Origin of the sequence: Nonomuraea rubra (genome assembly GCF_014207985.1) — a bacterium.
GTDB classification, from domain to species: domain Bacteria; phylum Actinomycetota; class Actinomycetes; order Streptosporangiales; family Streptosporangiaceae; genus Nonomuraea; species Nonomuraea rubra.
This window is the reverse complement of the sequence record NZ_JACHMI010000001.1, coordinates 7,968,196-7,989,455: the sequence shown is the minus strand read 5'-3', so window position 1 is coordinate 7,989,455 and position 21,260 is coordinate 7,968,196. Positions and strand designations below refer to the sequence as shown.

Annotated in this window: 17 protein-coding genes and 1 pseudogene; 11 read left to right on the top strand and 7 right to left on the bottom strand. The window is 71.4% G+C overall.

The features are described from left to right. Nucleotides 1-29: 29 nt before the first annotated feature. The gene (locus HD593_RS36265; RefSeq protein ID WP_185106435.1) at nt 30-1,910 is read right to left on the bottom strand and encodes an efflux RND transporter periplasmic adaptor subunit; all 1,881 of its coding nucleotides are present in this window, start codon (nt 1,908-1,910) and stop codon (nt 30-32) included. Between the two features lie 146 nt (nt 1,911-2,056). On the opposite strand from HD593_RS36265, the gene HD593_RS36260 reads away from it, so the two are divergent. The 6 genes from HD593_RS36260 to HD593_RS36235 are packed head-to-tail and all read left to right on the top strand — an operon-like array spanning nt 2,057 to nt 7,968. Then, nucleotides 2,057-3,175 carry an efflux RND transporter periplasmic adaptor subunit gene (locus HD593_RS36260; protein WP_185106434.1) on the top strand — a complete coding sequence of 373 codons (1,119 nt, stop codon included), beginning with the start codon at nt 2,057-2,059 and terminating at the stop codon, nt 3,173-3,175. After that, entirely contained in the window at nt 3,172-3,930 is a 759-nt protein-coding gene (locus tag HD593_RS36255; RefSeq protein WP_185106433.1) for an ABC transporter ATP-binding protein, read from the top strand. The genes HD593_RS36260 and HD593_RS36255 overlap by 4 nt, the downstream gene beginning before the upstream one ends. Next, nucleotides 3,927-5,186: an ABC transporter permease gene (locus HD593_RS36250; protein ID WP_185106432.1), complete on the top strand. Its 1,260-nt coding sequence runs from the start codon at nt 3,927-3,929 to the stop codon at nt 5,184-5,186. Before HD593_RS36255 ends, HD593_RS36250 begins: the two co-directional genes overlap by 4 nt. A 12-nt stretch (nt 5,187-5,198) precedes the next feature. Further along, on the top strand, nt 5,199-5,729 hold the full coding sequence (locus HD593_RS36245) for a hypothetical protein (RefSeq protein WP_185106431.1): 531 nt from the start codon (nt 5,199-5,201) through the stop codon (nt 5,727-5,729). Then, a complete protein-coding gene (locus HD593_RS36240) occupies nt 5,726-6,418 on the top strand; it encodes a response regulator transcription factor (RefSeq protein WP_185106430.1) in 693 nt (230 codons plus the stop codon). The genes HD593_RS36245 and HD593_RS36240 overlap by 4 nt, the downstream gene beginning before the upstream one ends. After that, on the top strand, nt 6,415-7,968 hold the full coding sequence (locus HD593_RS36235) for a sensor histidine kinase (protein WP_185106429.1): 1,554 nt from the start codon (nt 6,415-6,417) through the stop codon (nt 7,966-7,968). Before HD593_RS36240 ends, HD593_RS36235 begins: the two co-directional genes overlap by 4 nt. A gap of 68 nt (nt 7,969-8,036) precedes the next feature. On the opposite strand, the gene HD593_RS36230 is transcribed toward HD593_RS36235, so the two are convergent. After that, on the bottom strand, nt 8,037-9,416 hold the full coding sequence (locus tag HD593_RS36230) for an FG-GAP-like repeat-containing protein (RefSeq protein ID WP_185106428.1): 1,380 nt from the start codon (nt 9,414-9,416) through the stop codon (nt 8,037-8,039). Between the two features lie 139 nt (nt 9,417-9,555). On the opposite strand from HD593_RS36230, the gene HD593_RS36225 reads away from it, so the two are divergent. Genes HD593_RS36225 through HD593_RS36210 form a run of 4 tightly spaced genes read left to right on the top strand, consistent with a single transcriptional unit; the run spans nt 9,556 to nt 16,413 of the window. Further along, nucleotides 9,556-14,238, top strand: a complete 4,683-nt coding sequence (locus HD593_RS36225; protein ID WP_185106427.1) for a wHTH domain-containing protein — start codon at nt 9,556-9,558, stop codon at nt 14,236-14,238. Next, entirely contained in the window at nt 14,228-14,551 is a 324-nt protein-coding gene (locus HD593_RS36220; protein WP_185106426.1) for a hypothetical protein, read from the top strand. Before HD593_RS36225 ends, HD593_RS36220 begins: the two co-directional genes overlap by 11 nt. Beyond that, nucleotides 14,548-15,144: a hypothetical protein gene (locus tag HD593_RS36215; protein ID WP_185106425.1), complete on the top strand. Its 597-nt coding sequence runs from the start codon at nt 14,548-14,550 to the stop codon at nt 15,142-15,144. Before HD593_RS36220 ends, HD593_RS36215 begins: the two co-directional genes overlap by 4 nt. 39 nt (nt 15,145-15,183) lie before the next feature. Beyond that, complete coding sequence (locus HD593_RS36210) at nt 15,184-16,413, top strand: cytochrome P450 (RefSeq protein WP_185106424.1); 1,230 nt, start codon at nt 15,184-15,186, stop codon at nt 16,411-16,413. Between the two features lie 19 nt (nt 16,414-16,432). On the opposite strand, the gene HD593_RS36205 is transcribed toward HD593_RS36210, so the two are convergent. From HD593_RS36205 to HD593_RS65305, 5 genes and pseudogenes are all read right to left on the bottom strand, one after another. Continuing rightward, nucleotides 16,433-17,842, bottom strand: coding sequence for an MFS transporter (locus HD593_RS36205; RefSeq protein ID WP_185106423.1), 1,410 nt, complete (start codon nt 17,840-17,842; stop codon nt 16,433-16,435). A gap of 211 nt (nt 17,843-18,053) precedes the next feature. Next, nucleotides 18,054-18,650: a TetR/AcrR family transcriptional regulator gene (locus HD593_RS36200; protein ID WP_185106422.1), complete on the bottom strand. Its 597-nt coding sequence runs from the start codon at nt 18,648-18,650 to the stop codon at nt 18,054-18,056. A gap of 357 nt (nt 18,651-19,007) precedes the next feature. Further along, a complete protein-coding gene (locus HD593_RS36195; RefSeq protein ID WP_185106421.1) occupies nt 19,008-19,688 on the bottom strand; it encodes a biliverdin-producing heme oxygenase in 681 nt (226 codons plus the stop codon). A gap of 98 nt (nt 19,689-19,786) precedes the next feature. Next, on the bottom strand, nt 19,787-19,936 hold the full coding sequence (locus HD593_RS62235) for a hypothetical protein (RefSeq protein ID WP_246546892.1): 150 nt from the start codon (nt 19,934-19,936) through the stop codon (nt 19,787-19,789). A 52-nt stretch (nt 19,937-19,988) separates the two neighbouring features. Then, a pseudogene (locus tag HD593_RS65305) lies at nt 19,989-20,369 on the bottom strand (alpha/beta hydrolase); the annotation flags it as partial. 49 nt (nt 20,370-20,418) lie between these two features. Here HD593_RS65305 and HD593_RS36185 point away from each other — a divergent pair. Beyond that, nucleotides 20,419-21,258 (top strand): STAS domain-containing protein, encoded by an 840-nt coding sequence (locus HD593_RS36185; protein WP_185106419.1) that lies wholly within the window; start codon nt 20,419-20,421, stop codon nt 21,256-21,258. Nucleotides 21,259-21,260 lie beyond the last annotated feature (2 nt).

Here is a 21,260-nt window from a genome sequence, read left to right as displayed (position 1 = left end):
CGGTGTGGTCGTGGCGGTGTGGTGATGGGTCATGCGCCCGGCCAGCTTCCGTCGGGGAACTCGCCCGGCGTGGTGCCCGACATGACCACCTGGTCGGCCTCGGTCAGGCCCGAGACGACCTCCACGTACTGGTCGCCGCGAACGCCCGTGCGGACCGCCTTGGCCGAGTCCCGGCCGCCGGAGCGCACGGTGACCACCTGGGTGCCGTCCGACCTGGTGCGCACCGCGGCGGCCGGCACGTAGACGGCGTTCCTGGACTCGTCCGTGGTGATCGTCACCGAGGCGGTCTGGCCGAGCATCAGCCCCGCGGGCGGCTCGTCGAAGGCGAGGGTGACCGGGTAGCGGACGAGCCGGCCGTCCACCGTCGCGGTCGGCGCGATGGCCGTCACCGTGCCCTGGTACCTCTCGCCGCTCCTGGTGGCCAGGGCGATCTGGGCCTGCTGGCCGAGCTTGAGCCGGTTCACATCGGACTCGGTGACCATGGCGGAGACCTGGAGCTCGTCCAGGTCACCGAGGCTGATGAAGGTGCCGGTGCCCGCCGTGTCGCCGGCCTTGCCGGCGATGGACAGGACCGTGCCGGACGCGGGGGCCACGATGCGGGTGCCCCGCACGGCGTCGGCGGCCTCTTCCAGGGCGGCCTCGGCGCGGTCCACGTTCGCGGCGGCCTGCTCCTCGCTCGTCCCGGCCCTGGCGGGCCGGCCCGCGCCCGGGGTGGCCGGGTTGCCGGTGCGGGTGTTCCCGGTGGTCCCAGGGGTGGGGCAGGTGCCCTGCGAGGGGCGCGCGCCGGTCGTGGGCTTGCCGCTCGCCGATGGTTTCCCGCTGGTGGACGGCTTTCCGCCGGCCGAGGGCTTGGCCGTGGTGGACGGGCGTGCGGTGGTGGACGGGCGTGCGGTGGAATCGCCGGTCCCCGACGGCTGCCCTTCCGGCCGGCCGGTCCCATTGCCGCCGGTCCCGTCGCCGCCAGTGCCGGTGCCGCCGTTGGGTGCGCCGCCCGTCGGGGGGGCGGTGACCGTCGTGGTGACGGTGGCAGTGGCGGTGGCCGTCACCGTGGTCGTCACCGTGGCCGTCACGGTGGCCGTCACCGTGGGCTGGGGCTCGGGGTTCGTGGGGCCGGGTGTCGGTGTGGCCGCCGGGTGCGGCGTGGGGTCGGGCTCCGGGCTCGTGCTCGCCTTCGCGACCGCGCTCGTGCCGGTCTTCTCGCCGGACGGCGCGGACGGCCCGAACACACCATGGCCGCTGCCGCCCGTGGAGTGGGGTGCGGGAACGCCGGTCACAGCGCCGCCGGAAGGGGTCGCGGACCCGGAGGGGGCAGCGCTGCCGGTCGGGACAGGAGCGGTGCCGGAGGGGGCCGGGGAGGCGCCGTTCGCGGGCGACGTCGCACCGGGCGTCGCGGGCGCGCAGGTCGTCCCGGGGGTGCCGCCACCGGCCGACGAGGCCCGCCGGCCGGTACCGGCCGAGGGCGCGGCGGAGGTCCCGCCGCCTGTGCCGGCCGCGGCCGGGATGTCACTGCCCGTGCCCGCTGAACCGCCCGTCGAGGCTCCCGCGGAGGTGCCGGAGGACGCCTGTTCCAGGGCCTCCTCGGCGGCGGCCAGATCGGCCTTGGCCGCCGTGTACGCCTCGCGCGCCGCCTGCCCGTCGATCCTGGCCAGGACCTGGCCCTTCTTCACCTTGGTCCCCACCTTGACGTACACCTTGGTCAGCGTCCCGGAGGAGCCGAACGCCAGGTCCCTGCGCGAGCCGTCCACGGTGCTCCCCGCCGCACTCACCGAGGCCGTGACCAGGCCGCGCTGGGCGGAGGCCAGCGTTACCCGGACGGTGGGCGGGGCGTCGTCGCGCAGCACCAGCGCGAGGCCGGAGCCGGCCACGAGCACGGCGAGGGCGAGGCCGCCCAGCGCGAAAGTCGGTCTCATGACGGCACATCATGGCCCCGCAGGATCGCGGCAGCCTGCGAGCCGCCTCAGAGTTACCTGCGGGCCCGGACCAGGCGCGCCGTTCCCAGCGGACGTTCAGCTTGCCCACGGCTGCGGCGCAGCCTGATGTGCAAGGGTCCTCGCTCGTGAAGGTGTCGATCAGGCGCAGAGCGCTGATTACCAACGGAGCGCTCGCGGTGCTCCTGCTGGGCGGTGCCGGGCTCGCCTACGCACAGCTCGGCACGGGACAGGCCGCGGGCGAGACCGCCGTGCGGACGGTGACCGCGGGCCGCGGCTCCGTGACCGCCTCCGTGTCCGCCTCGGGAGCGGTCGAGAGCTCCCGGTCGCGGGCGCTCTCGTTCGGTACGAGCGGGACCGTGGAGAAGATCTACGTCAAGGCCGGGGACAAGGTGTCCAAGGGCGACATCCTGGCCAGGCTGGACGACGCCGCCGCCCAGGAGGGCCTGTCGGCGGCCAAGGCCACGTACGAGAGCGCCCTCGACGACGGGACGGACACGGCCCAGCTCTACGCCGCCTACATCAAGGCCCGCAACGCCTACAGGGAGGCCCGGCGCACGGTCGCGGGCACCGTGCTGAAGGCGCCGTTCAAGGGCACGATCACCGCGGTGAACGGCTCGGTGGGCGGCACGTCCTCGGGCTCGGGCTCCGGCAGCGGCCAGGCCACCGCGGGAGCGGCAGCCGGAACGGGCTCGTCCGGGTTCATCCAGCTGGCCGACACCACGAAGCTCCAGCTCGTCGGCACCTTCACCGAGTCGGACGCCGGCAAGCTCAAGCAGGGCCAGGACGCCACGATCACGTTCGACGCGCTGCCGGGCGTCACGGCCACCGGCGAGGTCACGCAGATCCAGCCGGTCGCCTCCACCAGCAACAACGTCGTCCAGTACCCGGTCACGATCACCTTCACCAAGGTGCCGGGCCAGGTCAGGCTGGGCCAGACCGCCACCGTCGAGGTCGTGGTGGGCCAGGCCGAGAACGTCGTCACCGTCCCGTCCACGGCGGTCTCCACCAGCGGCGGCCAGACCACGGTCACCGTGCTGAAGGACGGCAGGCAGACCAGGACGCCGGTCGAGGTGGGCCTCCAGGGATCCACGCTGACCGAGATCAAGTCCGGCGTGTCCGAGGGCGACCAGCTCGTGCCCCCGGCCACCACGACCGGCACCACGGGCAACAACGGCGGCGGGATGCGCGGCGTCGGCGGAGGCTTCCCCGGCGGAGGCGGCATGCCGGGCGGAGGCGGGCGATGACGGCCGCCGGCCTGCGCGCCGTGGACCCCGTGCCGGTCCTGCGCGTGCAGAACCTGGTCAAGGAGTACGGCGAGGGCGACGCCAGGGTACGCGCCCTGCGTGGCATCAGCCTGGACGTCCAGCAGGGCGACTACGTGGCCATCATGGGCGCCTCCGGCTCCGGCAAGTCCACGCTCATGAACATCCTCGGCTGCCTCGACGTGCCGACCTCCGGCACGTACCTCATCGACGGCACCGACGTCGGCCTGCTGAACGAGCACCAGCTCGCCATCCTGCGCAACCGCAGGGTCGGCTTCGTCTTCCAGTCGTTCAACCTGATCCCGCGCATGAGCGCGCTGGCCAACGTGGAGCTGCCGCTTGTGTACGGCGGCGTCGGCCAGGCCGAGCGGCGCGAGCGGGCGCTGGCCGCGCTGGCGCAGGTCGGCCTGACCGACCGGGTACGCCACGAGCCGAACCAGCTCTCCGGCGGCCAGCAGCAGCGCGTGGCCGTCGCCAGGGCCCTGGTCACCGCCCCGGCGCTGCTGCTGGCCGACGAGCCGACCGGCAACCTCGACACCGCCTCCACCGCCGACGTCCTGGAGATCATGGACGGGCTCAGCGCGTCCGGCCGCACGATCGTGCTGATCACGCACGAGGACGACGTGGCCGCGCACGCCAAGCGGGTGATCAGGCTGGTGGACGGCGAGATCGTGGAGGACCGCCGCCAGGCACCGGTGGACGGCCCGCCGCCGCGCACGGCGGAGGTCGCCCGGTGAACCAGGTGGAGATCCTCCGCTTCGCGCTGCGCGGCCTGCTGGCCAACAAGATGCGCAGCGCGCTGACCACACTCGGCATCCTCATCGGCGTGGCCGCGGTCATCCTGCTCGTCGCGGTCGGCGAGGGCTCCTCGCGGAGCATCCAGCAGAACATCCAGCGCCTCGGCGCGAACACGCTGACGATCTCCCCGTCCTTCTCGGGTGGCGGAGGCGGTGGCGGTGGCGGCATGCGCGCGCCCGGCGCCGGAGGCGGGAACACCGGGCCGCGCACCCAGGCCAGGCAGCTCAGCCTCGCCGACGCCAAGGCGCTGACCGACACGACGCTCGCCCCGTCGGTGCGGAGCGTCTCGCCGGTGGTCAACGCCTCCGCCTCGACCGCCGCGTACGGCGCCGCCAGCCACGCCATCTCGCAGTTCGTCGGCACCTACCCCAGCTACTTCGAGGCCGTCAACAAGCCCGTCGCCAGGGGCACGTACTTCTTCAACGACGACGTGCTGGCCGCCAGGAAGGTCGTGGTGCTCGGCCAGACCGTGGTGGAGGAGCTGTTCGGCGCCGTGGACCCGATCGGCAAGCAGATCAGCGTGTCGGGGGTGCCGTTCACGGTGGTCGGCGTGCTGAAGGAGGCCGGATCCAGCGGCATGCAGGACGCCGACGACGTGGCCATCGCGCCGCTGCCGGCCGTACAGCAGAGCCTGAGCGGGTTCGGCTCGCTCGGCCAGATCGTCGTGCAGGCCACCTCGGCGGAGACCACCACGTCGGCGCAGGCCGAGGTCACGGCTATCCTCAACCAACGGCACGGCATCACGAACGACAACCCCGACTTCCGCATACTCAACCAGGCCACCCTCCAGGAGACCGTCAGTGAGGCGACCGGCACCTTCACCGTGCTGCTGGCCGCCGTCGCCGCGATCTCGCTGCTGGTGGGCGGGATCGGCATCACCAACATCATGCTGGTGACGGTCACCGAGCGCACCCGCGAGATCGGCATCCGCAAGGCCATCGGCGCGCCCAGGAGCGCGATCCTGGGCCAGTTCCTGATGGAGGCGACGCTGCTGAGCCTGGTCGGGGGGCTGTCCGGGGTGCTGGTGGCGTTCGTGGGGACCAGGTTCACCATCGCCGGCATCGAGCCGGTCCTCGTGCCGTCGTCGGTGGTGCTGGCGCTCGGCGTGTCGCTGGGCATCGGGCTGTTCTTCGGCAGTTATCCCGCCAACCGGGCGGCCAAGCTCAGGCCGATCCAGGCCTTGCGCCACGAGTAAGGAGACAAGGACATGGACAAGCTGGACTCCTCGCCGTTCCCCGGCGACCTGCGGGAGGAGCTCGCCGTCCAGCCCGCCAAGGGCACCTCGAAGGTCACGCTGGCGCTGGCCGCCGGCGTCGTCCTGGTGGCAGGCATCCTGATCGGCATCCAGGCGGAGACCTGGTTCGGCGGCGCCGCGGGCGCGCCGCCGCAGGCCGCCGCCCAGCAGCGTCCCATGGGCGGCGGGTACGGCCAGCAGCGCGGCCAGATCCCCGGCGCCGGCCAGCAGCAGCCGGGCGGCGGGCAGCGGATCGGCGGCACCGTCGGCACGGTCGAGAAGGTCGAGGGCGGCAAGGTGTACGTCAAGACCATGGACGGCACCACCGTCACCGTCACCACCACCGACCAGACCACCGTGCAGATCTCCAAGCCCGGTAAGGTCTCTGACCTGGAGGCTGGCACCACGATCGTGGTGCGCGGCCGGCAGGGCGCCGACGGCGCGGTCGCCGCCACCTCGATCAGCCAGGGAAGCCAGGGATTCCAGGGAGGAGGCCCACGATGAGCGAGCCCGAGGCCAGGCTGCTGGTGGTCGACGACGAGCCCAACATCAGGGAGCTGTTCTCCGCCAGCCTGCGCATGGCCGGGTTCGAGGTGCTGACGGCGGCCGACGGCATGGAGGCCCTGCGGGTGGCCGAGGAGAGCACGCCCGACCTGGTGATGCTCGACGTGATGCTGCCCGACCTGGACGGCCTGGCGGTCGCGGGAAGGCTGCGGTCCCGCGGCCGCCGGGTCCCGGTGCTGTTCGTGACCGCCAAGGACACGCCGGAGGACCGCCTCGCCGGGCTGGGGCTCGGCGAGGACTACGTGACCAAGCCGTTCAGCCTGGAGGAGGTCATCGCCCGCATCCGGGCCGTGCTGCGCAGGACCAGGCGCGGCACGCCGCCGCCGAACCGCCTGCGCGTCGCCGACCTGGAGCTGGACGAGGAGAGCCACGAGGTGTGGCGCGACGGGGTGCCCGTGCGGCTGTCGCCGACGGAGTTCCGGCTGCTGCAGTACTTCATGCTGAACGTGGGGCGGGTGCTGTCGAAGACGCAGATCCTCGACCACGTCTGGAACGGCGACTGGCGCACCGACGTCGGCCTCGTCGAGTCGTACGTGTCGTACCTGCGCCGCAAGGTCGACACCGGCGAGCGCAAGTACCTGCACACGTTGCGCGGCGTCGGCTACATCCTGCGCCCGCCGAGAGTATGAGCAGGCACCTGTCCAAGGCCGCGAGCAGGCTCAGGACGCACCTGTCCCGGGCCGCGAGCAGGCTCAGGAAGCAGCTTTCCAGGGCGCCGCTCTGGCTGCGCCTGGTGTCGGCCACCCTGCTGCTGGTCACCGTCGCCATCACGGCGACCGGCCTGTTCGCCGTGCGGCTGCTGCGCAGCTACCTCGTCGAACGGGTGGACGACCAGCTCCGCGTGGCCACCGCGCCGCGCGACCCGCCCCCGCCGCCCGTGGACGCCCGCCCCGACGGCCGGCCGCAACGTTACTTCGGCCTCTTCCACGGCGTGGTGCTCGGACCGGACGGCACGCTCGTCAGGACCATCAGCGAGTCCACCGAGCAGCACTCGCCCGACCTGCCCCCGCTGACCCTCACCGAGGTCATCGAGCTGCGGGGGCGGCCGTTCACCGTGGAGTCACGCGAGCCCGGCGGCCCGAGCTGGCGGGTCGTCGCCGTGCCCACGCGCGCCGGCCAGATTCGCATGATGGCCATCAGCACGGCCGACGTGGACGCGACGGTCTCCCAGCTCATCCTGATCGTGGCGGCCGGCGGCGGCAGCACGCTGGCCGTGCTCGGGTTCGTCTGCTACTGGCTGGTACGCCGCAGCCTGCGCCCCCTGCGCCAGATCGCGATCACCGCGAACGACATCGCCGGCGGCGACCTGTCGCGCCGCGTGCCCCTCTGGGCCGGCACCACCGAGGTCGGCAAGCTCGGCCGCTCGCTCAACACCATGCTCGCCCAGATCGAGGTGGCGGTCCGCGAGCGCGAGGAGGCCGCCGAGTCGGCCCGCAGGTCCGCCGTGTCCGCCCGCGAGTCCGCCACGGCAGCCAGGCGCTCGGAGGAGCTGATGCGCCGCTTCATGGCCGACGCCTCCCACGAGCTGCGCACGCCGCTGACCTCGATCAGGGGCTTCGCCGAGCTGTACCGGCTGGGGCAGGAGAAGGACCTGGCCGAGGCCGTACGGCTGCTGAGCCGCATCGAGGGGCAGGCCGCCCGCATGGGGCTGCTGGTGGAGGACATGCTCCTGCTGGCCCGGCTCGACCAGCGGCGCGAGCTGGCGATGCGGCCCGTGGACCTGCTCAGCCTGGCCGCCACCGCCGTCATCGACGCGCAGACGCTGGCGCCCGGCAGGAAGATCGAGCTGGTCCGGCTGTTCGGCGGCGAGGGCGACGTGATCGTGACCGGCGACGAGGCCCGCCTGGGGCAGGTGATCAACAACCTCGTCACCAACGCGCTCACCCACACCCCGCCCGGCACCCCGTTCCAGGTGCGCGTGGGTCTCGACGGTGACCAGGCCGTGGTGGAGGTGGCCGACCAGGGGCCCGGGTTCTCCGAGGAGGTGGCGGAGCGGGTCTTCGAGCGCTTCTACCGGGCCGACCCCGCCCGCGGCGCCGGAGGGTCGGGGCTGGGGCTGTCGATCGCGGCCACGCTGGTGGAGGCGCACGGCGGGATCGTCGTGGCGGAGAGCGAGCCGGGCAAGGGCGCCCTGTTCCGCGTGATCCTCCCCGTGGAGGGCTCTCAGCCGGAGGCGTAGCCGTCGCCTCGGCCCGTCGCCTTGGCCCGTGGCCTTTGGCCCGTGGCCTTTGGCCCGTTGCCTCGGCCTCAGCCGAAGGTGTAGCCGTACAGGCCGGTCCCCTTGTCGAGCTGCCGCACCTTGCCCAGCTTGACCCGCCCGGACTCCCGCTTCCCCGGCGCGAACAGGATGAGCCCCTGGTCGGGCGCCGCCACCACCAGCCCGTACACCGGCGGCCGCTTGGCCAGCGCCCGGTACCGCTCCCACCCTGGCAGCGCCGCCACCGACGCCCCGAAGTCCTGCCCCTTGCCCTTCACCAGCAGGTTTCCTGCCCGCGTCAGCCCGCCCGACGACCGTCCCGCGAGCACCTGCACGGCCTTCTCACCGGGCACCCCGATGGCCAGCTCGTCGTTGCCGTCGCCGTTGAAGTCGCCGGCGGCCAGCGAGGCGCCGAACCGGTCGTAGTAGCGGGGCCTGCCGTCGAGCGTGTTCTGCGACCACGCCTCCGTCCTGTCGGTACGCAGCCCGGCCCGCGAGCCGTACAGGACGTCCACGGTGCCGTCGCCGTAGTCCATGGCGCGCTGGTTGGCGCTCAGCCCCTCGCCCGGCACCCCGATCGCCAGGTCGGCCTTGCCGTCGCCGTTGAAGTCGCCGCTGGCCAGCGCGGCACCGAAGTTGTCCCACTTCTCGGCGCCGCCCTTGATCCCCGGCGTGCTCTGTGTGAGGAACCGGGCCTTCCTGCCGCGCACGTCGATCACGGTCACCGAGCCCTGCCCGTCCTTCGTCACGCTGTCGGCGGGCGCCCCCACGACCAGCTCGTCCCGCCCGTCCCCGTCGAAGTCCCCGGTCGCCAGCGACGCCCCCCACTGGTCGGTGACGTTCGCCCCCTGCCGCACCCACGGCGTCCTCTGCGTGATCTGGTACGGCCCGCGCCCCTTCATCCAGTACACGGTCACCGCCCCGCCCGACCGGTGGCTCGGCGCCCCCACCGCCAGCTCGTCGCGCCCGTCCCCGTCCAGGTCCCCCGCCGCCAGCGAGGCCCCGAACCGGTCACTGGACGGCTTGCCCAGCTTCAGCTCCTTCCCCGCCACGAGCCCTTCCGGCGACCCGTCGAAGATCTGCACCACCCCGTTCCCGTCACCGCCCGGCACCCGCTCACCCGCGAACTCCTCCGACACCCCCACGGCCAGATCCGCACACCGGTCCCCGTTGAAGTCCCCCACTGCCAGCGCCGACCCGAACGAATCCCCCGGCTCGGCCCCCTCCTGCGTGAGCTTCACCTTCTCCCCGGACCCGTACATGACGGTCACGGACCCGGCCCTCTCGGCGTCGTACGGCGCGGCCACGGCCAGGTCGGGCCGGTCGTCGGCGTCGAAGTCGAGCGGATGCCCGCCACACGCGCGGGCGGCGGCCGGAGCCGCTCCAGAAGCGAGGGGAACGATCAGGCAGGCGGCGAGCAGCGCATTCATACCGGAAGTAATGACCAGGCAGGTCGAACCGGGCCTGAACGGCACGAGAACGGGCCAGGAGGGCAGGATGCACATCGGCTTCCGCGCGCGCACCCACCATGGGATGATGCCGCCACCTGGCTTGAGGTGAGGTGGACGGATGACCGCGCGCCATGCCCTGCTGATCGGTGTACCCCGGTGTGACGACCATGAATTCGACGACATCGGCGACGTGGTGCGGGCCGATGTGCGCGCCATGCGGCAGGCGCTCGACCAGTCCGGCTACACCGTCGTGAAGACCTACGGGGTCGAGGACGGCGAGGAGCCCACCCGCAGCCGGATCAGGAAGCAGATCGAACGCGCCTGCGAGGCGGTGCCGGAGGGCGGCGTGCTCCTGCTGTACTTCTCCGGGCACGGCATCTCCGTCGACGGCATGGACTACCTGGTGCCCAGCGACGCCGACCGCGACCCTGGCGCCGCCGCGCCCGCCGTGGAGGATTTGGTTCCGCTGCTTCCTCCGCTGAAACGATGCAGGGCCGGTCTGGTGGCGTTCTTCGTCGACGCGTGCAGGAACGCGCCCGCCGCCGATCACGGCCCGGCCTCGCGCGGCGGGCTGCTGCCGTACTGGGAGGGCGGCCAGTTCGTCATGATCACCGGCTGCCGCCCCGGGCAGAAGTGCCATTACGGCGAGGCGGGCAGCTACTTCACGCAGGCGCTCGCCCAGACGCTCGATCGCCGCAACGCCGCCCGCACGCTGCAGCAGGTCTTCGACGACGTCACCCGCCAGATGACACGGCGGGCCGGTGCGGCTGACGAGCACCCGCAGCAGCCGCAGGCGCACCATCTCGCCGGCCGCATGCCTGGCGCGGACCTGGCCATTTGCGACGGCGACGAGCTCACCGTGGCCTGGCGCAGAGCCGTGGAGAACACGCCGCTGTGGGAACTCGCCCACGTGTCGGGCGCTGGCCGGGAGGCGGTCCGAGAGGTGGTGGACAGGTGTGCCGTACGCTGCAACGAGGCCGCCGCCGAGCTGATGAGGCACGCCCGGATCCAGGACGCGTGGAGTGACCAGAACTACGCGATCCGCATTCTCGACCACCTGCCGCTCCTGCTCGAAGGCGCCGAGCTGACGCCGTCCGAGGTGGCGTTACTGGTGGCGGCGCCATTCCTGCGCGAGCGGGTGATCGCCGCTGGGATCCGGCAGGCTGCGCGCATCGCGCCGGACACGTTCGAACGCACGTACACCCCGGGGCCGCGCAGCGACCTGGAGGTCACGCACGAGATGCACCAGCACCTCCTGCAGCGTGCGGAGGGCCTGGCCGCCAGAGGGTCGAACGAGGCGCGGGATGCGCTGGGGATGTGGCTGGTGCACCAGTGGCTCGCCGTCGGCTCCGCCCTCTGGCGAGGAGAGGACGCCCGGCAGGTCTACGCCGAGGCCGCGATGGCCCTGAACATCGAGCCGAAGGCACCGAGTGGGGAGCGGGACGGTCTCGTTGAGGCGCTCGTCTGCGCCGTCGGTGCCGACCCCGCCGATCACGCGCTTGCCGAACGGCCCTACCTAACCGATCGCTGGCGGGCCCTGATGAGCCTGCTGGGGCTGGCGGGAACGCTCGCCGTGGACGTCAGGCGCCTCTCTCCGGTGATCGCCGATCACCTCGGCACGCAGCTCGAACTGCCGCTGCCGTCGGTCATCTCGGCGGTGGAACGGCTGGAGTGGCAGCGCGGCGAGGACTTCCTCGACCTCTGCCACAGCTGCGGGCATCCGGCCCTGCACCTGGCCCTGGAGGGGGTGGCACGCGCTGCTCACGACGTCCTGACCGCCGTGAGCGGTGACGCCCGGCTGCTCAAGCGCCTGCCGGCGCAGATCACCAGCACGGGCCTGCGGCCCGAGGAGCGTGGGCAGTCGGCGGCCTACGCGACGCCTGTCAAGACGTTCCGGCTGGCCGAAGAGAAGATCCGCGAGCTGCTCATGGGGCGGCAGCTGTACGACGATCCCTCGCTCGCGATCCGCGAGCTGTACCAGAACGCGCTGGACGCCTGCCGGTACCGGGCGACCCGGCTGGAGTACCGGAGACGCACCGGGCAGGCATGCTCGAAGTGGGACGGGCTGATCACCTTCCGGCAGGGGGCGGAGGACGGGCGGGAGTACATCGAGTGCGCTGACAACGGGGTCGGGATGGACGCCGACACTCTGCTGCACGTGTTCGCCAGCGCGGGGGAGCGGTTCGTGTACCGGCAGCAGTACCGCGCCGAGCAGGCCGAGTGGGAGTCGGTGGACCTGCGGATGGTGTCGAACAGCCAGTTCGGGGTCGGGGTGTTCAGCTACTTCATGCTGGCGGACGAGATCACCGTGCTCACCCGGCCCGTCGGGCGCAACGGCATCCCCTTTCAGGACGCCTACAACGTGCACATCGCCAGCAGCGGGAGCCTGTTGCAGATCACGCCCGCTGACGGCCTGCCCGACGGTGGCACAGTGGTGCGGCTCTACCTCACCGGCGATGACGACGTGTCGGTGCTGCGGACGTTGCGGCAGTTGTTGTGGGTGGCCGACTTCGACGTGGAAGCCGTGGAGGAAGGGGCGGGCAGAGAAAGCTGGCCGGAAGGGGAGCTGCGCTATCAGGGAAGCTCGCTCAAGTGCGGGAAGCACCTGTGGTGGGTGAGTGGAGATGGAGCGTTGCTGGCCGACGGCATCGTCACGGACCAGGGCACGTTCGGTCTGGTGGTCAACCTCCGTGACGTGCATAGGCCGAGGTTCACGGTCGACCGCAAGAACTTGCGGGAATGGGACGAGGACTGGGTGGCCGCGGAGGTCGTTCGCTGGCTGCCGGAGCTGGTGGAGTGGCCGGGGCTGACCATGGCCTGGCTGTGGGAGATGGCCTCCTACTCGCCCGCGCGCGCCCAACAGGTCTTCGACCACCTCGTGGCGGCAGACGTGCACCTTCCCGTCGGCGGGGGGTGGCCGCAGGAGGTGAAGGTCGCACTCAGGCGAGTCGGCTGCATGCCGCAGGACAACGAAATCCTCGCCCGGGAGAGTCTGAGCGGCTTGCGGACCGAGTGGTGGCGTTCCTGGCGCGTGAGGCAGTGGCACGACGTGGCTCCGCAGGTCGTCGAACCCTTGGTAGGGCCGGTCGAGCACGGAAGCATGGTGGGCTTCCCCCTCGTCGGGCCCGAGGACGCGAAGCTGCTGAAGGACCTGCGGCACGGCAGCGTGGACACGAGCACCCTACGCGAAATCCTCTTCGATCCGGCGGAGAGCGCGGAGAGCCGACTGAAGCGGATGCGACGGTACGCGATCACGGGGCTGAACCTATCTGCCGCCCGGAACCTTCCGCTGCCACGGCGTCCGATCAGCGCCGAGGAAAGGCCTCTGTTCGCCGTCCTGCGGCGAGAGGACGGCGCTGACGACGTCCAGACGACCAGACTGGCTGAGGCGTCACACCGCCTGACACTGCCGTTGAAAGAGGTCATCGCGCGTGCCGGGGAGCTCGCACCCCCTGGCTGGGTGCCACCCGACGCCAAGTTGGGCCCACTGAGCTCACACGTCTGCACCGAGCTGGAAGCCCGCCTCCTGTCCAGGGACCTCGATGGCCTCGACCCTTGGCTTTCGGGCGACATTCCGCTCAGCCATATCGTCAACGCGAGCTCGCAGCTGGGATGCCCCATCAGCGAAGTGCTCGACACGCTGGGCCGCCTGGAGCCCCTCGGAGTTCGCATCGGCGAGCGAGAGCACTACCTGGACGACCTCGACCGGTTCGAGGAAGCGGCGCTGCGGCAGGTCTCCATGTTGGGCGGACGGCTCACCCCCCTCGCGCTGGCGCTCATCGCGAGCAAGGAAGGCTTGTCGCCGCGTGAGGCATGGGAGAGGCTGGCGCGGCTGGAAGACGCCGGGATGATCGAGCGGCCGGACATGACGGGACTTCCGGATCTGCACCTGGACACCGAGCACGCCGACGCACTGTCGGCCCATCTGACCCTCCGCCACTTCAGGAGAGGGGCACAGGCGCTGGGCCGGCAAGCCGCCGCCCACGTCGTCTGCCAGCGTGTCGATGGTCGTGCTGATCTCGACGACCGGCGCACGGCGAGGCTGCGTTCGCTCATACCCTTCGCCCAGCCCGAGCGCCCCTTCGCCAAACTGGACCTCGTCCACCTTGCCGCCGTGCTCGCCATGACCGTCGGAGAGGCACGCGAGCGAGTCCGCACGATCTACCCACGGGCCGAGGTGGAAGCGATCACCGCAGAGCAGGCGCTGCTGCGGCCGCAATGGTTCGTGACCGAGCTCATCCCGGCCCCAGAAGGTGCCGAACCGCGTTGGGAGGCCGGAGCGTGGAAGGTCGCCTCGATCGCCTACCGGATGAGCCTGCCGCTCGGCGCCTGCCTTCGGCTGCTGCGCCCGTACCGCGAACTGGGCCTGCCCTTGCCGCCACTCGACGAGGACGCCCTGGACGACCTCCACCCCCAGCCGTCCGACGAGGTGCTGCTCACTCGCCACGACACCAGCATCTCCTGGGTAGGCCCGCTCGACCTCGTACAAGGTGCCGGCCAGCTCGGCTGGACGGTCGCCGAGACCCACCGCCGCCTGTCCCGGTACACCCCCCTCGGACTGACCCTCGATTACCCCCACGATGCCTGCCCCGAGACGATCGTCCACTGGCGGGACCTCCTGGCCCTGACCGTCCACCTCGACGGTCAGTCCCCCGCCATCGCCGGCCCGGTCACCCAGGACCACCTGGCCCACGCCGCGGACCAACTGGACGAGACCCCCGCCCAGGTACACGACCGCCTGCTCCGTTACGCCCCCCTGTTCGGCCTCACCCTCCCTGAGGAGCCACCCGTTGCCCCCTGAGATAGAGAGCCACCGCTCCATCGAGTACCAGCGTGTCAACCGCGGCCCGCAGCAGGACTTCACCGTCGCGAAGTCCCTCACCGAGGAGGGTTTCGAGGTGTCCGGCCTCTGCCCCGAGTGCAAGGGCAAGACCTCCACCCCATGGCCGTTCGGCATCGCCGGGGCCAAGGGCCTGTTCAAGAAGAACGAGGAACCGCACCCCTCCGGACCGCGCACCGTGGGCTGCGAATGCGGGTACGCCCACGCCAACCGCCCCGACGGCCTGTGGATCGTGGGCTGCGGCGCGTACTGGACCGTGGAGCTGCCGCAGTGAACACCGACGTGCTGCGCTGGCTGGAGAAGGCCAAGCAACTGCGGTTCGAGCAGCTCGAGATCGCCCGCAAGCAGGCCGAGAGCTGGCGTACCGGGCTGACCGGGATCACCACGCTGCTGGCCGCCGTGCTCGTCGTCAAGGGCAGGGAGAGCGTCAGCGAGCTGGCGCAGCCGTACAAGTGGGTGGTGCCGCTGCTGCTCGCGCTGGCGCTGGGCGCGCTGGTCTGGGCCACTCTGACCGCCGTCAGCGCCGCGTCCGGGAGCCCGTCGCGCAAGACGCTGCTGACCCCTGAGGATCTGCGTGACTGGACGGCCGGCGAGGTGCGGCGGATCGAGGCGGCGGTCGTGCGGGCGCGTCGGCTGACCGTGGGCGGGGTGGCACTGGTCGCCGTCGCCGTGGGGATGACGTGGCTGGCGCCCGCGGCCACCCCGCCTGCCGCGCTGGTCGTCGTCGAGTCGGCCGCAGGGCGGATGTGCGGGACGCTGGTCGACACGAGCGGGGGGAGCCTGCTGCTCAAGGTCCGTGAGGACCAGCAGGTCATCCCGCTCGCGGGGGTCAGCAGGATCCGCGGGGTCACCACATGTCCCCGCTGAGCGGGCTCTCAGGGCGCGGGGACGTGCCACCATAGACGGGTGGACATCGACCTCGCTGATCTGGATTTCTGGCGCAAACCGCTGAAAGAGCGGAATGAGGCGTTCGCCCGGCTCCGGCAACTGGAGCACCCGGTGTTCTTCCCGGAGAAGAAGGTGCCCTTCCTCCGCTCGGGCAAGGGTTTCTACGCCCTGGTACGCCACACCGACGTGGTCGAGGCCAGCCGCAACGCCAAGATCTTCTCCAGTGAGCCGGCCGTCACCAATCCCGAGCCGCCGAGCTGGGTGAAGCAGGTGTTCGGTGAGTCGATGGTCAACATGGACGACCCGCGCCACGCCCGCCTGCGCCGGATCGTGACCCGGTCGTTCAGCCCCAGGATGCTCGCCGGGCTGCAGAGCGACATCGAGGCCGCGTGCGGGCGCATCGTGGACGACGTGGTCAGGGATGGGCCGCGCGACTTCGTCACCCAGGTCGCCGCCCGGCTGCCCATCCACGTCATCTGCGACATGCTGGACATCCCGCAGGAGCTGCGGGAGAAGGTGCACCAGCACGTCGACATCTCCACCGCCTACACCGGCGTGCGCCCCAGCCTGGCCCGCAGCGTGCAGATGGCCGGGCAGAACATGCTGGCCCTGCTCGCCCTGCAGCGCATGGTCATCAAGCTCGGCCACGAGCGCGTCGCCGACCCCAAGGGCGACCTCGTCTCCCTGCTGGTCAACGCCAACCCCGACGGGGAGAAGCTGACCGACAAGGAGCTCGGCTCGTTCTTCTCGCTGCTGCTGGTCGCCGGCAACGAGACGGCCCGCAACACGATGGCCCACGGCATCAGGCTCCTCACGGAGAACCCCGCCCAGCGCGAGCTGCTGATGAGCGACTTCGACACGCACATCAACGGTGCCATCGAGGAGATGGTGCGGTACGTCTCGCCCATCATGCAGTTCCGGCGGACGGTCACCGAGGACTACTCGCTGCGCGGGCTGGAGCTGAAGAAGGGCGACAAGGTCGTGCTGTTCTACGGCTCCGCCAACCGCGACGAGTCGGTCTTCCCGAACGCGGACACGTTCGACATCACCCGCGACGCCAAGCCGCACGTCGGCTTCGGCGGCCCGGGCCCGCACTTCTGCCTGGGCGCCAACCTGGCCAGGCAGGAGATGCGCACGATGTTCCGCGAGCTGCTGACCCGGCTGCCGGGCATCCGCTCGGTCGGCGAGCCCGAGCTGCTGCTGTCGAACTTCGACAACAGCGTGCGCAGCCAGGCCTTCACCTTCTGACCTCCGGCCGGCCGGCGGGTCAGTCGTCGTCGGCGGCCAGGACGTTCGTCCTGATCGTGAGGAACGTGATCAGCGCGGCCACCACCATCATCCCCGCGCTGATCAGCATCGCCGTGCGGAAGCCCGCGTCGAACACCTGAGGCTGCTCGAACGCGTCTCCCACCAGCCCCACCAGCGGCGGCACCGCGGCCACGGCCAGCAGGCTGCCGGTGCGGGCCACGGCGTTGTTCACCCCGCTGGCCGTGCCCGCGTACCGCTCCTGCGCCGAGGCGAGCACGGTCGCCGTCAGCGGCGCGACCGCCGCCGACAGCCCCAGGCCGAACACGGACACGGCCGGCAGCACCTGCAGCGGGTACGACGCGCCGAACCCGATGGTGCTCATCAGCACGAACCCGGCCCCCGCCACCAGGATCCCGATCGTCATGGGCCAGCGCGGCCCCACCCGCTTGGCCAGGTCTCCGGCCCGCGCCGACAGCAGCAGCATCAGGATCGTCGTCGGCAGCATCGCCAGCCCGGCCGCGATGGGGGAGAACCCGGACACCACCTGGAGCTGCACCACCAGCAGGAAGAACACCACGCCCATGGCCGCGTACATGATCAGCGTCACCACGTTCACCGCCGTGAACACCCGGTCGCGGAACATGCCCACCGGCACCAGCGCGTCCGGCGACCTGCGGATCTCCAGCGCCACGAACGCCGCCGCCAGCGCCAGCCCGACCACCAGCGGCACCGAGACGCCCTTCTGGATCAGCCCGTACGTGATGCCGGCCAGCGCCAGCGCCGCCAGCACCGAGCCGAGCACGTCGAACCGGCCCGACGCCGACTCGTCCTTGCTCTCCGGCACGTGCCGCAGCGTGACGAACACGACGAACGCCGCGAACGGCAGGTTGATCAGGAACGCCCACCGCCACCCGGCCGTCTGCACCAGCCAGCCGCCCAGCAGCGGCCCGATGGCGCTGGCCACGCCCCCGAGCCCGGACCACACCCCGACCGCCCTGGGCCGGTCGTGCCGGACGAAGGACGCCTGGATGATGGCCAGCGAGCCGGGCGTCAGCAGCGCCCCGCCTATGCCTTGCAGGGCGCGGGCGCCGATGAGGAACTCGATGTTCGGCGACAGCCCGCACAGGGCCGACGCGACGGCGAACCAGACCGTTCCGACGAGGAAGAGCGTGCGGCGCCCGTAGCGGTCGCCGAGCGAGCCGCCCAGCAGGATCAGGCCGGCCAGGGTCAGGGTGTAGGCGTTGATCGTCCACTGCAGGCCGGCCATGCCCGCGTCCAGCTCCCGCCCCAGGAACGGCAGCGCGACGTTGACCACCGTGCTGTCGAGCATCGCCAGGCCGGAGCCGAGCACGGTCGCGAACAGGATCCACCGGCCGCGGGCCGATTTGAGCTCGACGTGTCCGTGCAGGAGGGCGGGGTCGTCGGTCATGCCGCCCATCCTGTCACCGGGCACCGACGGTCCTGCTAGGGGTCCTCGATTCAGCCGCCGGGGGGATTTCTCGGCTGGCCGCCAGGGGTTCTCGGCTCAGCCGGCAGAGGATTTCGACACAGGGGGCAGGGTTCTCGGCCCAGCCTGCCGAGCGGCCTCAGCGCCGGGCTGTGGCCCAGCCGGCCGGGTGCCCTCAGCGCCGGGCTGTGGCTCAGTCGCTGCCCAGCGCCCGCAGCACGAACTCCGACACCAGCTCCCCGGCCGTCTCCACCGTCACGTCCCCGCTGATCAGCGGCACCCGCTCGGCGCCGATGACCGCGAGGATCATCCGTGCCGTGGCGTTCACGTCCAGCGCCCGGAAGTCGCCGGCCTCGATGCCGTTCTCGAGGATCTCCACCAGGATGCGCTGCATCGGCGCCACATGCTCGGCCAGCCGCTGGTAGGCGTCCGGCCCGAGCGCGGCGCTGAGGTCGGCCGCCCCCGGGTGCGGGTGCGCGAGCAGCCCGGCGAGCTGCAACCGCACGAACGCGCGCAGCCGGTCGGCGGGCGACGCCCCGGCGGGCAGCTCCCGCTCGTAACTGTCGATGAAGTACCGGGTGACGCGCTCGGTGAACGCCAGCAGCAGCGCCGCCTTGTCCGGGAAGTAGTTGTACAGGACCGTACGCGTGATGCCGGCCTCGCCCGCCACGTCGGTCATGGAGATGGCGTCGATGCCCTGCACCCTGGACAGGCGCGAGACGGCCTGCAGGATTCGGTCACGCGTCTGAGCGCGGTGCTCGCCGATCGTGGCGGCCGAGATGCGGGGCATACGCCCATGGTAGGCCGGGCCGCCGCACATGTTCCCGCACAACGGGATCAAAGGCGAGGTTGCGCTGTGGTGGCTGGAGCGCTCGAACGAAGCGTTCGCGTGCGGGCTGGAGCGCTTGGAGAGGCGTTCGCGTGCGGGGGTGGGGCGACTGGCCGCCGCGCTGAAGAGCCGGAACGACTCCCGGCTGGACGGGCACGTGCACATGCTGCTGCTCCGGCTGGGCGGGTGCGTGCACGTGGTGCTGTTCCGGCGGGGCCGGATCAAGGTCCACGAGTGCACCCGCGAGCTCGCTCGCCACGTCGCGGCCGGTACGGCGTCAGGACTGAAGCCCGAGCCTGAGGGCTGCGGCAGGCGGGCTCAGGCGGCGGCCTTGACCACGTGTCGGAGCTCCGTCAGTACTTCCGTGTTGAGCTGGTAGGCCAGCTTGACCTCGCCGATCATGCGTTGCTGTTCGCGCTCGTCCAGCTCCAGCCCCAGTACGTCCAGACGCGAGCGGTACTCGTTCTTGAACCGGGGCAGACTGCCCAGCTCGTCGAAGAAGTAGAAGTCGACGCCTCCGCCCTTCGCGTAGCCGTAGATCTTCTGCAGCTCCATCCGGATGAACTGGCCCCCGGAAAGGTCGCCCAGGTAGCGGGTGTAGTGGTGGGCCACGTAGCCGCCGGGCCAGTCGGACACCTGGTGGATGCGGGCCACGAGGGTGCTGGTGGACTTCGACGGGGCGATCCGGTCTCGCCAGCTCGGCCCGTAGATCGTCGCGAGGTCGCGCTCCAGGGCCGGCTCGCGGTACAGCTCGGGGAACACGAAGCGGCCGGCCACCGGGTGGTCCGCCAGCCGGCGGGACACGGTGTCGAGTGCGGTGTACGCGAAATAGTGCTGAGCGACCATCTCGCCGTAGTCGTGCTCGCTCAACCGGCCGCCCATCAGCGCAGAGAGGTAGCCCTCCGATTCCGCCGACTGGTGATCGGCCCAGGTGGCGTTGCGCAAAGTTTCGGAGAACGACGTGGTCACGGCCCACCTCTGCTCGTGCTGGCGTTTCATGACGAAGTGTCACAAACGTCGGCGTCCGACGTCAAGCTGATGACGACACCATGTCATCAAAGCCTGCCTCCTCCGACTCGTACCCAGGAATGGCGGAGTCAAGAGCCGTCTTGATCGAGGGTCACCTCCTGGTGGCGGCCGAGGGCGATCAGGGTCAGGTTGCGCAGGGACGGGGTGCCCGGAGTGTAGTAGTCGCTGTGGCCGCCCGTGCCCGTTTCGAAGCGGCGGGCGCCGTACGGGCCCCGCATCGGGTCGGTGCCGAAACCCAGGACGCCGAGCTTGACCTTGGACGAGCTTGATCCAGTCGTTGTCGCCGAGGCCGGCCCAGACCCGGACCCGGACCGGGGGAGTCACGCCGGCCGCGCCTACGCCGGGGCTGCCGATGAAGGCCAGGTCGGTGATCGGTAAGCCGGGGGCCGCGAGGGCGCAGGTGTAGGAGCCGTAGCTGTGGCAGAGGAGGCTGATGGGGGCGGGGGTGCGCCGGTGCAGATCGGCGATCGTGCGGCGGAGCTCCCGGGAGCCGGCGACGGCCGCCGTGTCGGTGAGCGCGGCCAGGCTCAGGGTGGGCTTGAGGAGCGCGGATCGGTGGGTGAGAAAGCAGGTGCTGACGAGGCGCAGCGGGCGGGCGCGCGCAGCCTCGGAACGGGAAAGCGGATCCGATCGGAGTCCCGGTGACGGCAAACCGCACTAGCATACGAGCAACTGCCAGCCGCCCTCCCTGGAGTGATCTTTGTCCGTTCATGCCGATGTCAACAGGCGACGCATCGAAGAACTGCTCCGCCTCCACCAGGAGCAGATCGTCCGCCGCTGGGCGCAGCTCGCCAACGCGTCGTCCGAGGAGCTCACCGAGCTCTACCAGGCGCTGCTCACCGCACTGGACGAGGGCAAGAACGACTTCGCCGACGTCCGCGGCCTGCTGGCCGAGCTGTCGCGGGCCCGCGCCCGCGCCGGGTTCGCGCCGGCCGACACCGCCAGAGCCGTCTTCGGCCTGAAGGAGGCGATGTACGAGATCGTCGAGGTCGACCAGGAGGGCGTCGAGGCGGCACGCGGATTCATCTGGTTCTCCAGGCTGATCGACGATCTGGGGCTGTTCACGTTCGAGACGTACGCGGAAGCCCGCGAGAAGATCATCCTCGACCAGGCCGAGCAGCTCCTGGAGCTGTCGACCCCGGTGGTCAAGCTGTGGGAGGGCATCGTGGCGGTGCCGCTGGTCGGCACGCTCGACTCCGCCAGGACCCAGGTGGTGATGGAGAAGCTGCTGCAGACGCTGGTCGACACGGGCGCCGAGCACGCGGTCATCGACATCACCGGCGTGCCCGCCGTCGACACGCAGGTCGCCCAGCACCTGCTGAAGACGGTCGTCGCCGCCCGCCTGATGGGCGCCGAGTGCGTCATCTCCGGCATCCGCCCGCAGATCGCGCACACGATCGTCACCCTCGGCATCGAGTTCGGCGACATCGTCACGAAGGCGTCCCTGGCCGACGCGCTGGCCCACGCCTTCAAGCGCGGCGGCATCCACGTGAGCGGCGGCCGTGACACGCGCATCGCGATCCGGGCGGAGAGCGCGTAGCC